Source organism: Lacticaseibacillus mingshuiensis (assembly GCF_016861785.1).
Lineage (GTDB): Bacteria > Bacillota > Bacilli > Lactobacillales > Lactobacillaceae > Lacticaseibacillus > Lacticaseibacillus mingshuiensis.
Genome location: NZ_BOLS01000001.1, coordinates 307499 through 322385, shown reverse-complemented (window position 1 = coordinate 322385; position 14887 = coordinate 307499). Strand labels below are relative to the sequence as shown.

General features: G+C 54.5%; 11 protein-coding genes. 8 read left to right on the top strand and 3 right to left on the bottom strand.

The window, feature by feature from the left end; all coding sequences use genetic code 11:
* The first annotated feature begins 140 nt into the window (after nt 1-140).
* From JUE67_RS01395 to JUE67_RS01370, 6 genes are all read left to right on the top strand, one after another.
* The gene (locus JUE67_RS01395) at nt 141-2795 is read left to right on the top strand and encodes a cation-translocating P-type ATPase (protein WP_203626002.1); all 2655 of its coding nucleotides are present in this window, start codon (nt 141-143) and stop codon (nt 2793-2795) included.
* Between the two features lie 564 nt (nt 2796-3359).
* Complete coding sequence (gene clpX, locus JUE67_RS01390) at nt 3360-4610, top strand: ATP-dependent Clp protease ATP-binding subunit ClpX (RefSeq protein ID WP_125697099.1); 1251 nt, start codon at nt 3360-3362, stop codon at nt 4608-4610.
* A gap of 202 nt (nt 4611-4812) precedes the next feature.
* On the top strand, nt 4813-5412 hold the full coding sequence (gene yihA, locus JUE67_RS01385) for a ribosome biogenesis GTP-binding protein YihA/YsxC (RefSeq protein ID WP_203626000.1): 600 nt from the start codon (nt 4813-4815) through the stop codon (nt 5410-5412).
* The gene (locus JUE67_RS01380) at nt 5412-5702 is read left to right on the top strand and encodes a nucleoside triphosphate pyrophosphohydrolase family protein (protein ID WP_125697083.1); all 291 of its coding nucleotides are present in this window, start codon (nt 5412-5414) and stop codon (nt 5700-5702) included. The genes yihA and JUE67_RS01380 overlap by 1 nt, the downstream gene beginning before the upstream one ends.
* A gap of 242 nt (nt 5703-5944) precedes the next feature.
* Nucleotides 5945-7576, top strand: coding sequence for a zinc ribbon domain-containing protein (locus tag JUE67_RS01375; RefSeq protein ID WP_203625998.1), 1632 nt, complete (start codon nt 5945-5947; stop codon nt 7574-7576).
* 132 nt (nt 7577-7708) lie between these two features.
* Complete coding sequence (locus JUE67_RS01370; protein ID WP_203625996.1) at nt 7709-8707, top strand: DUF6574 domain-containing protein; 999 nt, start codon at nt 7709-7711, stop codon at nt 8705-8707.
* A gap of 153 nt (nt 8708-8860) precedes the next feature.
* Here JUE67_RS01370 and JUE67_RS01365 read toward each other — a convergent pair whose 3' ends face one another.
* Nucleotides 8861-9076 carry an SPJ_0845 family protein gene (locus tag JUE67_RS01365; protein WP_203626059.1) on the bottom strand — a complete coding sequence of 72 codons (216 nt, stop codon included), beginning with the start codon at nt 9074-9076 and terminating at the stop codon, nt 8861-8863.
* 258 nt (nt 9077-9334) lie between these two features.
* Between JUE67_RS01365 and JUE67_RS01360 the strand changes: the two genes are divergently transcribed.
* Both JUE67_RS01360 and JUE67_RS01355 read left to right on the top strand, forming a co-directional pair.
* Complete coding sequence (locus tag JUE67_RS01360; protein WP_203625994.1) at nt 9335-10807, top strand: ABC transporter substrate-binding protein/permease; 1473 nt, start codon at nt 9335-9337, stop codon at nt 10805-10807.
* Nucleotides 10788-11531: an amino acid ABC transporter ATP-binding protein gene (locus JUE67_RS01355; protein ID WP_125697079.1), complete on the top strand. Its 744-nt coding sequence runs from the start codon at nt 10788-10790 to the stop codon at nt 11529-11531. Before JUE67_RS01360 ends, JUE67_RS01355 begins: the two co-directional genes overlap by 20 nt.
* Before the next feature lie 451 nt (nt 11532-11982).
* Here JUE67_RS01355 and JUE67_RS01350 read toward each other — a convergent pair whose 3' ends face one another.
* Together JUE67_RS01350 and JUE67_RS01345 are read right to left on the bottom strand one after the other, a co-directional pair.
* Entirely contained in the window at nt 11983-14007 is a 2025-nt protein-coding gene (locus tag JUE67_RS01350; protein WP_225877864.1) for a beta-galactosidase, read from the bottom strand.
* Nucleotides 14008-14027: 20 nt separating this feature from the next.
* Complete coding sequence (locus JUE67_RS01345) at nt 14028-14882, bottom strand: sugar ABC transporter permease (protein ID WP_203625992.1); 855 nt, start codon at nt 14880-14882, stop codon at nt 14028-14030.
* Nucleotides 14883-14887: the final 5 nt, after the last annotated feature.

The following is a 14887-nucleotide window of genomic DNA, read 5'->3' as shown; positions in this document are numbered from 1 at the left end:
TCCACGCATTCGGCTAGAATTCCCGTTCTGACTTGTTTTCACAAGCATTTCGGCCTGATCCGCATTGGTGACACATTAAAAAGTATTTGTTATCATTAATTATAGACATGACACAATTGAATTTTGAGAGGAATGATTCGATGCCAAACCGCCCATCCGATTTGACACAGATGAGCGCAGCCGCCTTGGCGGACAAGCTCACCACGAACCAAACCACAGGGCTCACCACCGCCCAGCTTCAGGCGGCCCGCGCGCAATACGGCGACAACGCGCTGGCTGCCGCCCCGAAGATCCCGCTTTGGCGGCGCATCCTCGGGCATCTTCAAGATATAACAAGTTTAATATTGATCTTTGCTGTCGCGGTCTCGACTTATTTAGGCCTGACGACTGACAGTGACTGGACCAAGGTCTTCATCCTCGCTGCGATCATTGTGCTGAACGTCGGCATCTCGCTTTTCCAGGAGGGCCGCGCGGAAAAAGCAATCGCGAGCCTCCAAGCGATGAGCGATCACACAGTTACTGTTATTCGTGAAGGTCAAACGCAGACCATTTCGACCACCGACTTGGTGCCCGGCGACCTCATTCAGTTGGTGCCCGGCGATATCGTCCCGGCAGATGCCCGATTGATCGGGGCCGGCGAGTTGGTGGTCAACGAATCCATTTTGACCGGCGAAAGCGAGGCTGTCGTGAAATCGGCCACCAGTCAACCGGTCGAGCGGCTGGAAGAAGCCGGCAACATCGTTTTTTCCGGCACGGCGATCACACAAGGCCGGATGCAGGCGCTGGTCATCGCGACCGGCATGCACACGGCCCTGGGAAAAATTGCGGGCATGATCAATCAGACCCAGCGCGGCCAGACCCTGCTTGACCAGCGCCTCAATGTGCTGGCGAAGCGGCTGTCGCTGTTCGCGGTGGCCGGCGGGGTGGTCACGATTTTGCTGTCGACGCTCTTGCACAACGAAACGCTGGTCGATAGCTTAATGGTCGGCGTCAGCCTCGCAATCGCGGCGGTTCCGGAGACTCTGCCAGTGATCGTCACGCTGGCGCTCACCTATGGCGTCCAGCAGATGGCCAAGCGCCACGCGATCATCCGGCGCGTGACCGCCGTCGAGACGATTGGCAATGTCACCGTCATCGCCTCGGACAAGACAGGCACGCTGACGCAAAATCAGATGACCGTGGTCCGTTATTGGGATGGTCACGAGGCGCCCCAACCGGTGGCTCAGGACACGCCGCTTCGACCGGCTGCTTTGCAAAATGTGCGGCAGGTGCTGCTTGCGACTAATGCGACTCTGGCCACCGAGGATCAAGCCGCAGTCGGTGATTCCACCGAACAGGCCCTGGTGCGGCTGGCCGCCGATCACGCGCTGACTCGCGATGCAGTCGCGCAAGACGCACCGCGGCTGGCGGAAGATCCGTTTGACTCCCACAAGAAGACCATGGCGACGCTCCACCGGGATGCGGATGGCCGGTATTTTGCCATCATCAAAGGCGCCGTGGATCGTCTGCAATTTCGGGATGTCACGCCCCACGCCCTTCAAGAGATGAACGACGATTTTGCGCAAGAAGGCCTGCGGGTACTCGCGGCCGGCGTCCATCGCTTTTTGGAAAAACCGGGCGCGGATTGGGCGACGGCGCTGGATGACCTCGACTTTCTCGGGTTGTTTGGCATCATGGACCCGGCGCGGCCCGAAGTCCCAGCGGCGATCAAGGAAGCACAACGCGCCGGCATTCGGCCTGTGATGATCACTGGCGACCATCCGGCCACGGCCACGGCGATCGCGACACAGATCGGGATCTTACACCCAGGTGATAAAGTGATGACAGGCGGGGAGCTTGCGCAATTAGACGATGACGCCTTCGCCGAGGTGATCGATGACATCCGCGTTTTTGCCCGCACGACCCCTGCGGATAAATTGCGCATCGTGAAGACCTGGCAAAACCGCGGCGAGGTGGTCGCGATGACAGGGGACGGGGTCAACGACGCGCCGGCGCTGCGCCAGGCGGATGTCGGCGTCGCGATGGGCATCACCGGCACCGAGGTCGCAAAACAGGCGGCCGACATGATCTTGACGGATGATAATTTTGCCACGATCATCAGCGCCGTGCGCCAAGGCCGCGTCGTTTATCAAAACATTTTGAAGGCGGTCGAATTCCTAGTCTCCGTCAACTTCGCGCAGATCCTGACAATGGTTGCGGCGGTGCTGCTCGGCTGGGGTGCCATCATGTCGCCGGAACAGCTCCTGATCGTCAACATCATCGCAGACGGCATCCCGGGCCTGTTTCTCAGCCGCGAACCCGGTGAGCGCGGCATCATGGCCTTTCCGCCGCTGGCAAAAGACGCCAGCATCTGGGCATACGGCCTTGGCCAACGCGTCGCGGTCCGGGCGGGCACCTACATGACCCTGATTCTCGGCACCTATGCCCTGGGCCGCTTCACATTGAGTACCAACGTGCCGGCGGTGGGCATGACGATGCTATTTTTCCTCCTGGCCATCGGATCGATGCTGGACGTTTACCCGATCAAAGAACGCCAGCCGCTCACTCGGGCGAGCCTCACCGCCAACCTTTGGCTGACCAGGACGATCATGATCTTGATCGCAGTCCTCGTGACGATCGGCCTGACGCCAGCCCTGGCCAACATCTTCGGCCTAGTCGCCCTGACCGCCACCCAATGGCTGATCGTCGCCGTCCTTGTCTGGGTGCCAGCAGTGATCGTCGAAACCTTCAAACGCTGGCAATTAAAGAAGACAGCGGGGCCGGCATGGACGATAGATGAGAGCAAAATTGGGTAGGACGGGCTGGCAATTCTGGAAGTCCTTTTTATTTATATAGAAGAAACGCGCTGCGAGGAAACGGTGATCGCAGCGTGTTTTTCTGGGTGGGAGGCGTTTCGGTAAGAACTATCAGACTGTAGGAATACGGCAATTTCAAGCATTGTCACCATACTAATCAATCCGGGAAAGCTGACATAGATGGTTGCTACAAATCTCGGTGTCAAAATAGGCCTTGAGTGCTGGATGTAGGGTGGGCTTCGGCCGAAAATGGCTCGCTTCGCATGTCTGGGCGTAAGGCATAAATGCCTAACGCCCAGAGCAAGCCCCCTCGTCGGTGTTGGCGGCTGTGCCGCCTACACCGAAGGCAAGCTTTAAGACCGCGAACTTGGCGGGCTTAAAGTTGCCTGGGAGCGTTCCAGCCAATTTTCGGCCGAAGCCCACCCGGGCGCTTTCGCTTCCTATTTTTCCCAACTCAAACCCAATATTGCATCCGAAAATTTGTGTGGTACCATAGTTCGGTCAGCTATGCAGACCTTGACAGGTTTGGTATGATTGAAGCATCAAGAAAGGGTTGAAATGACTATGTTTGACAACGTTGAAACCACCGGGCCTGTGACCTGCTCGTTTTGCGGCAAGTCGCAAGATCAGGTGAAGAAGATCGTTGCTGGCCCTGGCGTATATATTTGCAATGAATGCATCGATCTGTGTAAGCAGATCATTGATGAAGAATTCAAAGAAGATGCGGCGCAGAACCTGCTCGAAGTGCCAAAGCCGGCTGAGATCTTGAAGGTCTTGAACGACTATGTGATCGGCCAGGACGCCGCGAAAAAAGCGCTGGCCGTTGCCGTGTACAATCATTACAAGCGCGTGAACCAGATGGAAGTGGCAGACGAAGGTGACACCGAGTTACAAAAGAGCAACATCGCGCTCATCGGCCCGACCGGTTCAGGGAAAACGTTCCTGGCGCAGAGCCTCGCACGGATCCTGAACGTGCCATTTGCGATCGCCGATGCAACGACCTTGACCGAAGCCGGTTATGTCGGCGAAGACGTGGAAAACATTTTGCTTAAGCTCCTCCAAAATGCGGACTACGATGTTGAGCGTGCCGAAAAAGGCATCGTCTACATCGACGAGATCGACAAGATCGCTAAGAAGTCGGAAAATGTCTCAATCACGCGTGATGTTTCCGGCGAAGGCGTTCAGCAGGCGCTCCTCAAGATCTTGGAAGGCACGATCGCCAATGTTCCGCCGCAGGGAGGCCGCAAGCATCCCCAGCAGGAATTCATCCAGATCGATACCACCAACATCTTGTTCATCGTCGGCGGCGCGTTTGATGGCATCGAAGGCATCGTCAAGAACCGTATCGGTGAAAAGACGATCGGCTTTGGCGCCAACACCAACGCTCATGCCGAGGACAAGGGTAGCCTGATGCAGCAGATCATTCCGGAAGACTTGATGAAATTCGGGATCATTCCAGAATTCATCGGTCGTATCCCGATCTTGGCTGCCCTCGAAAAACTGACTGAGGATGACTTGGTCCGTATTTTGACCGAACCGAAGAACGCCTTGGTCAAGCAATATCAAAAATTACTGGCGCTGGATGACACCGAGTTGGAATTCACACCAGAAGCGCTGCACGCCATTGCCCACCAGGCAATCGAGCGTGACACCGGCGCGCGTGGCCTGCGCTCGATCATCGAAGCCGTAATGCAGGACATGATGTTCAACTTGCCAAGCGAACCGGATGTCACCAAAGCCATCGTCACCAAGGCGGCGGTGGATGGCACCGGCGAGCCGGAGCTCATCCGCAAAGGCGAACGCAAAGCCTCCTGATCTCGTAAATGGACCCCACATCGAACGACTGATGTGGGGTTTTTTGAATCGAAAAATTATTTTCCACCCAAAGTGGGGACCCACCAACGATTTTTCAGCGAGAACGACGACGTGTGCCCATGTTTTTCCGCGCCGGCGAGTTTCTATGCTAAACTGATTGAGTACCGACTGGCGCCGAGCGTCAGCCAGAAGGAGGAGTCCCGTGAAAGTTAATCAAGTCTCGCTGACGATCTCTGCCGTCGCGGAAAGTCAGTATCCCGCCACCGGTTATCCCGAAGTGGCGTTCGTCGGGCGCAGCAATGTCGGCAAGTCGTCGCTGCTCAACCGCCTCATCGACCGCAAAAGTTTGGCCCGGACCTCCAGTGTGCCGGGCAAAACGCAGACGCTGAATTTTTATAATGTCGAAGAAGAACTCTATTTTGTCGATGTGCCAGGGTATGGTTACGCAAAAGTGTCCAAATCCGACCGGGCAAAATTCGCCGCGATGATCGAAGCCTACCTGACCTCGCGCAAGCAGCTGCGCGGGGTGGTCCAATTGGTCGACGCGCGCCACGAACCCTCGGCGGATGATGTGTCGATGTATCAGTATCTCAAGTATTTTCATCTGCCGGTGCTCGTGGTCGCGACGAAGATCGATAAGACCTCGCGCGCGAAACAAAACGCGGTGATCAAGATGGTGAAAAAGGGGCTCGACCTCAATCAGACAGATCACCTGGTGCTATTTTCCGCCACGACTGGCGAGGGAAAAGATGCGGTGTGGCAGTGGCTCGAGGCCACAGCCGAGATCGGAGGGGAAAAGTAATGGATCTCAATGACTATCAGCAGCAGGCCAATAAGACACTGGCCGGCAATGAGCATGTGCTGACCAATTTATCGCTCGGGCTTGCCAGCGACTCCGGCCAGCTGATCGACCTGGTGCAAAAGTACACGTTCCAGGGGCAAGACCTCGACCGCGACGCCTTGATGGATCGCATGGGGGATGTGCTTTGGTACCTGTCCCAGATCGCGCTGTGGGCCGACATCCCGTTTGACGATGTGGCCAAGGCTAACTTGGCAACCCTCAAAGCGCGCTACCCACAACAAAAACGCTGATCAACAGTCGTCTACTGAAGTGCCTCATCCTTCGGTAGGCGACTTTTTTTCGCTAGTTTGCAGATACGCAAGTTGTATGACGGCCGTTATATTGACGCGCCCAGAGGCCTGCCGCATAATGAACGAGATGCGCCTTATCAATTTCTTAATGATTGGATAGGCAGTCGGAGCGTGTGGGGTGTGGGTGGCACCACGTCTAGCAAGTGATTTGCGCCGATACATAGATTGTTGGAGGAAAGATGATGGATAATGCAACACGATTTTGCCCGAATTGTGGGACCAAGATCCCGGCCGATGCCGAATTTTGCTCAAATTGCGGCGCCGACTTGCGCGCTTTAGCCGCAACGATGCCGGCTTCGCCAAAAACAGGCGCGGCTTCGCCCGAAACAGGGACAGCTTCGCCAAACAGGCGCGCGGCTTCGTCCGAACCGGGAGTGGCTTCGCCAAAAGAGGGTCCGGCTTCGTCCGAGACAAGCACAGCTCAAACTGGGCGTTCCAAGTCGGACAGCACAGACGCGGGCACCACGCAGTCCACGCAGGCTCAGCACGCGGCCCGCGCGGCGACTAGCGCCAATGGCCAGACACGCAGCGGCCAGCCCGCACGCGTTGGCCAGGTGACGGCCGGGGCCGCCGCGCCGGAGCGGCCGATGAAAACGGGGACCAAAGTGCTGTTGGGTGCGGCGGCGGTGGTGATCATCGCTGGCGTCGGTTTTGGGCTGTGGGGCAAGAGCTATTACGCACGCGACAAGCAACTGGACCGGGCCATGGCCGCGATGAGCAAGGGCGATGCCGCAACGACCGCGTCTTATCTGACGTCCGATGATCCGGCGCTCAAGCTCACCAAGTCCTCCGTCAAGCCGCTGATGGCTTATCTGAAGGCGCACAAGGAGCTGTTGCAACAGATCAAATCGGCGAACTCGCAGACGGCAAGCAGTTCGAATTTTAGCTTCACGCAAAGCGGCAAGCAGCTACTTATTTTCCCAGCCTACAAGTTCAAGATCAAAGCCGCGTACCCGACTGTCGAGACCAACCAAAAGGGGCAAACGGTCACGGTTGAGGGCGTCAAAGGCGTGGGCTTCACGGGTAAGGCAGAGGACGGGAAAAAAGTCGGGCCGCTGGTGCCAGGCGAGTACCACTTCGAGTCAACGGCGACGGTCTCCGGCCAAAAAGCCAGCGCCAGTGCCACAGCGGATCTCTTCAACAATCTGAATTCGGAGGTGGACCTCAGCATTCAGACGGTCAATGTCACGGTCGATGGGTATCCGGGCGCCGAGGTGCATGTCGATGGCAAGCCAATTGGCACGATCGGCGACGATGGCTACCTGCGCTTGACCAATTTTCCGGTCACCAGCAGCACGAAGCTGACGGAAATTTATACGGCGGATGGCAACACGGTTGAATCGCGCGCCATCAACCTCGCCGATAATGACGGGTACGAGATTCAGGTCGCGTACCCGGGCGTGATCAGCCATGACAATGCGGCCGATCTGATCTCGACGATCTGGGAATACGACTGCGACTCGCTGGCTAATTATCCGGACGACGCCGATAGCGAGCTGGAAGAGCTGTACGGCTCGTTCACGGATGGCGCCAGCAATAAGTACGCCAAGAGCCTCGTCGCCATGGTCTCCGGTTACGCGACAACAGATGGGCTGGACAGCACCAGTATTGAAACGGACTTCAAGCACATCTACCCGCTGGCGGAAAATAAGGCGCAGGCGATCTTCAACGTCACATACACCTTCTATACGGATGACCAAACGCACATCCAGGCGTTCCAGTACAAGGGGGAGATCGACAAGACGGATAATGGCGATTTCAAGCTGGTGACCTATGACCTGGTCAAGAAGCTGGAAGATAAGAAGGAAGATTGATGTTGGTGTGTCTTTTCGTGTGAAAACCGCTCGCTGAAAACTGTTTTCTGGTAGAATTGACCCATAGTTCTGAGAGACGGGCGCTTGCCCAGCCATTATTATTCCTTATTCGCTCTCAAGGAGGAGACGCATATGCTCACATGTCCTAATTGCGGGAAGTTGATTCCCGCCGATTCAAAGTTCTGTACGTACTGCGGTTATCAATTGACTGAGGCCGATCGCCTGCAGAATGCCACACCGGCCGAAACGCAGCCAGCCGCATCTGAAACGGCGGCGCAGGCCACGGGTGACGAGACGACAACCGGGGCCGCAGCCGAGGAGACGCAAGCTGGCGCAAGCGCAGATCAGGCGCAAGCAGAGTCAAGCCAGGCGGATGCGGGTCAAACCGCTGCGCCAGAGCAGCCTGTCCAAGGTCCAAGTCAGCCGCAATACCAGCAGGCGCCGGCTCAGCCGAATCCAACCGCTGAAAAAGCCAAGGCGTTCACCAAGGGCTACTGGGCATTTCTGGTCAGCTCCCTGAAGCACCCGTACACGCTGAAAGATCAGTTCCATAAATACTTTGGGTTCACCACGCTGATCGTGGAATCGTTGTTCATGGCGCTCGCGGTGTTGGTCGTTGAGCACAGCTACTTGGGCGCGACCACCAGCGCGTTTGACCAGATCGCCGGCACGAACAGCACATCTTCGCTGTCGTTTGCCGTCTTCTTTCAAGGCTGGATCATGTTCCTTGCGATCTTGTTCGTGATCGCCAGCGTCGCTTATCTGACAAGCTACGCCGTGTTGGGCGACCGGCGCCTTGGCTATCTGGATTCGCTGACCCAGTTCGCACATTTCTCTAACCTTGCCGTGTTTGGCGCTGTGCTGTCCTTCTTGGTTGCCTTGATCGCCAGGACCTCCACGAACATGGTCGGCTTTGCGATGACGCTGCTTGTGATCTCGCTTGCGCTGGGCTTCATGGCCTTCACGGTGACGATCTTCAAATCCGAGAACAACACGAAGCTGGATCGCGTCTATGCGTATCTGATCGGCACGGTCATCTTGAGCGTTGCGCTGTGGATCCTCTTTGCGATCTTCAAGCAGCTGTTCATGTCACAGCTTAGCTCCATGACCTCGAACCTGTTGCACTTCTAAGTCGTATCTAGCCGCATTCTAAAATCGTGATCGATCGCGCCGTTTCGGTGAGCTTCTTGCCCACTGGATCGGCGCTTTTTTTGGTCAAAAAAACCTGCCATCTCGAAAGGGAGACAACAGGTTTTGTGCTTGCGGCGATCAGAATCGCGTGGCTTAGTTTTTGTTTTCGTCGGTTGACTGGTCTGCAGGGTCGGTCGGCGTCGGTTGTTGCGCCGCGTTATCCGCATCGGCCACAGCCTTCAACGCCTTGGCTTTGGCGGCCAGCTCGGCTTGCTTTTTTGGATCGGCGCCAGTCGCAACATCCGGCATGGTGGCGAACTTATCGAACAAGTTGCCCCAATCAGTTTTATTTTCACGTGTCAGTCCCATGGCGGTGCTCCTTTTCGTTAGGCTTGTTGGCGTTAGTATAGCACGCCTGCCGATGTGAGGCAAAAAACGCATCAACGTGAATATTTGAATATTTTTCGAATTTTACGAATGCCGTGATACCAGCGATAAGTCGCCGCTGACGAATTTTTTGTGCATAAAATGTCAAAACTTTGCGAATAACCGTTGCATATTTATTTTTCCGTGTGTATAGTATGCCTCATAGAACTTCGCCGGTGCATGGCGGATGGGGGCATTAGAATGAAGAAAAAATGGATGCGGTGGTTGACCGCACTGCTCGTATTGCTCAGTTTCCTGGGCTTTAGCGGCATCAATCACGTACAAGCGGCTGACGACAGCCTGCAAAAAGTGAAAGACAAGGGCGTGCTTGTCATGGGCACGAGCCCGGATTATCCACCTTATGAATTTTTGGTGAATGATGGCGGCAAAAATACAACGGTTGGGATCGATATCTCGATCGCCAAGCAGATCGCCAAAGACATGGGCGTCAAGCTCCAGATCAAGTCCATGGACTTCGACTCACTGCTGGTCGGCCTGCAGACAGGCAAGGTCGACATGGTCATTTCCGCGATGACCCCGACCAGAGAGCGGAAGCAGAGTGTTGATTTTTCCGAGCTCTACTACACCGCGGAGCAAAGCATTATCGTCAATAAGGCGGATGCCAAGCTCTACAAGGACAAGGACAGCTTCGTCGGCAAAAAGATCGGTGTTCAGACCGGTTCCTTGCAGGCGGACCTCGCCAAGGAGCAAATGAGCTCCTCGCCGCAGCTTGGCCTGGCGAAGTACACGGACCTGGTGCTGGCGCTCAAGTCGCATAAGGTCGAAGGCATCGTTGCCGAAGAGCCTGTTGCGCTGACGTATGTCCAGCATGATCCAGACCTCGCGCTGATCAACGGCAAGTTCACCCTGGATCCTTCTGAAAACGGTCAGGCGATCGGCTTTGCCAAAGGGGCCACAACGCTGGTCGCTGCGGCGAACAAGTCGATCGACAAGATCAAGAAGCAGGGGCTGATCAAGCAGTACATGACCGAAGCTGCCGACAAAATGACCACGAATACCACCGACACCTCGATGATCCATTACTGGAAGTATTTTGCCAAAGGGATCGGCTACACGCTCTTGATCACCGCGATCTCCGTTGTCATCGGCGTGATCTTGGGGACTTTGCTGGCGCTGATGCGGCTTGGCAAAAACAAGCTGCTTCACGCCTTGGCTGTGGCCTACATCGAATTCGTTCGTGGCACGCCTCTGATGATTCAAGTGATGTTCGTCTACTTCGGCCTCGGCATCTTCCTTGATATTCCGGCGCTGCTTGCTGGTATCATCGCCGTTGCGCTGAACTCCGGTGCGTATGTGGCCGAGATCATCCGGTCCGGGATCGAAAGCATTCCAGTTGGCCAGACCGAAGCCGCACGTTCATTGGGCCTTTCCCAAAAGCAAACGATGCAGAGTGTCGTTTTCCCGCAGGCCCTCAAGAACATCTGGCCAGCGCTTGGCAATGAATTTATTTCCCTGATCAAGGAAAGCTCCATTGCTTCCATCATCGGGGTCACGGACCTGATCTATCAGCTCAAAGTGGTGCAGACCGCGACTTACAAAGGCGTGCAGCCGATCATCGTCGCCATGGTCATCTACTTTGTCCTGACATTCGGCCTGTCGAAGATCTTAGGTTACTTTGAAAAGAGGATGAAGCATGACGAAGCCACTCATTGAAATCGACCACTTGGTCAAAAAATTCGGTGACAACACCGTTTTGAATGATATTTCCGAAACCATCAACCAGGGCGATGTCATTGTTGTGATCGGGGCGTCCGGCGGCGGCAAGTCCACCTTCTTGCGCAGCCTCAACCTCTTGAACAAGCCGACAAGCGGCAAGATCGCTTTTGAAGGCACCGACATCACCGGCCTGTCTGAAAAAGAGCTCGACCAGGTTCGAGAAAAAATGGGCATGGTGTTCCAGCAGTTCAACCTTTTTCCCAACATGACCGTACTTGAGAACATCAAGCTCGCGCCGATGAAGGTGAAAAATGCGACCGACGCCGAGGCCACTGCGCAGGCGCTTGCGCTACTCAAGCAGGTCGGCCTCGAAGACAAAGCCGAGGCTTATCCAGCCAGCTTGTCCGGTGGGCAAATGCAACGTGTCGCCATCGCCCGCGCGCTGGCCATGTCCCCGGATGTGATGCTGTTCGACGAGCCGACCTCCGCCTTGGATCCAGAAATGGTCGGCGAAGTGCTGAAGGTCATGCAAGACCTCGCGAAGTCCGGCATGACGATGATCGTGGTCACCCACGAAATGGGCTTTGCCCACGAAGTCGCCGATCAGGTCTGGTTCATGGACCAAGGCGTGATCGCCGAAAAAGGGACCCCGGAGCAGATCTTCTCCGCACCGAAAGAGGAACGGACCAAGGACTTCCTTAGCAAGGTGCTCGCACAGTAACGCACAGTTGTCCGGCATGCACAGAAATGGTTTGATGAACGACAATTTAGACCCTACGCAAAGAAGTCTCATTGCGTGGGGTCTTTTTGTGACGTTATGTCTGTGCGCCGGACATACGCTGATTGCCCGACTTACGATGAACAGCCATCTTTTTGATCGCGTCTGAGTGCGACCAACAGCCGATTAGTGATGACGTTTTGGCTCCATAAAAAGGAACTGGGACAAAACTCTTGTTTTGTCCCAGTTCCTGTATAGTGCACTAATGTTACAGCAGTGTCGTGGGCCAAATGTCTGGGTCCGAGCAGCTAAGGTCCCAATCACCCGGTCCAAAGTTCGGACCTGGCGCTTGGAACATTTACCTGTCGGGCCCAAAAGCGACATTTGTCCCACTTCCGAATTCTTTAAGAGAAACACGATAAGCGTTCAACGTTATACGAAGCAGGATGAGTCATCAAAAGACGCATTGTAAAATGATCACGCCGTACCCAGCTAGCTGTTGTTTGCCGGCAGTCAGTTGATGCCCAGTCAATAGGTCCACCCCAGCCTGCAGGAGATCGATGTCGACTGGCGCTGCAGAAAAATTCATGATGAACGAAACTGGGCCCTCTGAGCTGTCCCGTGTCTGAACGGAGACAGTTAGTAGGGGTGAAATGACCTGCGACCCACTGATTTTGAGTTTGTTGAGAAGAGGGGGGTAGAACGCCTCGAGAAAGTCGCTTGTGCTGCGGCCTGCAAGATAATAGGCGTGTCCTTCTCCGAACTTGTTAACAGTCAGTGCTGGATGTCCAGCATAGAAGTCCTGTTCAAAAGAAGCAATCGACTCAGCCGTAGTTGGTCTCACAACTTCTGCATAGTCGTGCACGGGGTAAGTACGCGTCTCAAAACGAAGACTATTTTGTTGCTGCGGATAGAGCGTATCGATCTCATTGCGCTGAATTCCATACAGCTTTGCCAAAGGGGAGTCGCCCAGATAAGCCAGATCGGTCTCATCGGTCAGACCAGAAAGGTAGCTTCCAATCAATGTGCCACCGTCTTGAACATAAGCTTCGAGCTTGGTCTTTTGCTCGATCGGGAGCGAGTAGTGCATCAGGTCGATGACCAACAGATAGGTGCTTAGGTCAGCGTCAGGCGGGAGGATGTCAACTGGGATGTCGTGTTGCCAGAAATAGGTGTAGTGCTTTTGCAGTGTCTGCCAGTATTGTTTGCTTTGTTGAGAATAAGCCTGGGTATCATCTAGATTCCACTGATTTTGCTGGTCGTAAAGTAGGGCGACCTTGGCCCGTGGCCTGTTCACACCAATTAGACCAGTCAGTTTCGTGAGCGCATCACCAACCGCACTCACTTCTGTAAAGACGCGATTATTGTTGCTGCCGTCCTGTGCAATCACGGCGCCATGAAATTTTTCAGCTGCGCCACGCGATTGACGTATTTGAAAATAGAGGACGCTATCGCTGCCATGGGCGAGCAGCTGCATGGAAGAGAGAAAATGTTGACCAGGGCGTTTCGCGCGATTGACCGGATGCCAGTTGACTAACGAAGGGGTCGATTCCATGATCAAAAAATTTTGCTGCTTCAGACCACGGAAGTAATCGTTGATCATGCCGATCTTTGCGCCAAGTTGCGCATCGCTTACGGCCGGATCTGCCCATTGCGGGTAGCAGTCCCAGCTGACAATATCCACATGCTTGGCAAACTCGGCGTAATCCAACCCATGAAATGGCATCAGATCAGGGCCGTCTGCCATGAAGTTAGTCGTAATTGGGACTGTGGGGGAGGCAGCTCGAATCGCAGTCTTTTCGCCTTCAAAAAAGTCGATCGTTTGCGCGGTGACAAAACGGCGCCAGTCTGCGTTGAGGCCGGATAATGTCGTGTCACCAAGAGGGCTGGGCGAATGAATCTCATCCCAGGCGTCAAAGTGGTGACTCCAAAAGCTGGTGTACCACGCATTATTTAAAGCATCAAGTGTCTGATACCGTGTGCGCAGCCACTGACGGAACGCGGATTGGCAGAGATCACAGTGACATTCGCCACCGAGTTCGTTTGAAATGTGCCACAGAATCAGACTCTTTCGCTGGCCGTAGCGTTCTGCCAATTTCTTGTCTAGCCGTTGCACGGCCTCACGATAGCGCGGACTGGTGAAGCAATGATTATGCCGTTCACCGTAATGCAGTTTTTGGTCGTATTCGTTTGTGCGGAGGACTTCTGGATATTTTTTCGCGAGCCAGGCCGGTTTGGCACCACTTGGCGTTGCCAATATCACATTACCGTGAATTGCTTCGATGCGGTCGAAGGCCTCATCCAGCCAGTCGAATTGATAATTGCCTTCTGTAGGCTCCAAAGCGGACCAAGCGAAGATGCCCAGAGAAACCGTGTTGATATTGGCTTCTTTCATCATCTTGATATCACGCGTCAAGATCTCCGGATAATTCAGCCACTGGTCGGGGTTATAATCACCGCCGTGAAGCAGGTGATCCACATTGAGTAGTTTGGATTGGGTCAACCTTTTGTTCCTCCTTCAGTCAAGCCGGTCACAAAGTTGCGTTGGAGCATCAAGAAGACGATTGCCACTGGAACTGAGATCAGGATCGCGCCTGCCGCAAATGTGGTGTAACTTGCGCCCATTTTCTCGGTGATCAGATTATAAAGACCAATCGGCAACGTATATGCCTTGGGGTCGCGAAGAATGACACTGGAAATGGCGAAATCCCCAAGTGGACCAGTAAACCCGTTCATTGCAACGACTGCCACCATCGGTCGAGCAAGTGGCATCAATATCTGCAGGAAGATGCGGGTATTCGACGCACCATCGATCCGGGCGCTTTCATCCAGATCTTGTGGAATTGAATCGAAGTATCCCTTCATGAGATACGTACTCATTGGGATTTGACCACCCGTATAGATCAGAATTAAAAGCAGGTGGGAGTTTACCAGGCCTAACATCTGGGCCAGCACGAAGATTGCGATGAGCGCAGAAAATTGCGGAATCATCTGCAGCAATAAGAACATGGTCAGCCCATTTTTTCTCCCGACAAAGTGGAAGCGTGAAAATGCATAGGCAGTCATTGAAACGAAAATGACTGACAACACCATCGTCGCAATGCTGATCTTGATTGAATTCCAGAACCAAGAGAAGTAGTGGAAGGTCGCTGTTGTTTGGGTCAGCGCAATGTAATGAGCAAACGTTGGATTTTTTGGAATCAGTGTGGTGCTGACGAGACTATTCCCAGGATTGAAACTGGCACCAACTGTCCAAGCAAGTGGATACAGCACTATGAGTGTCATGAGAATCAAGATGAAATACGTGATACCAAGACGGATCACTTTGTTGCGATGCATACTGTGTTCTTTCATCGTGA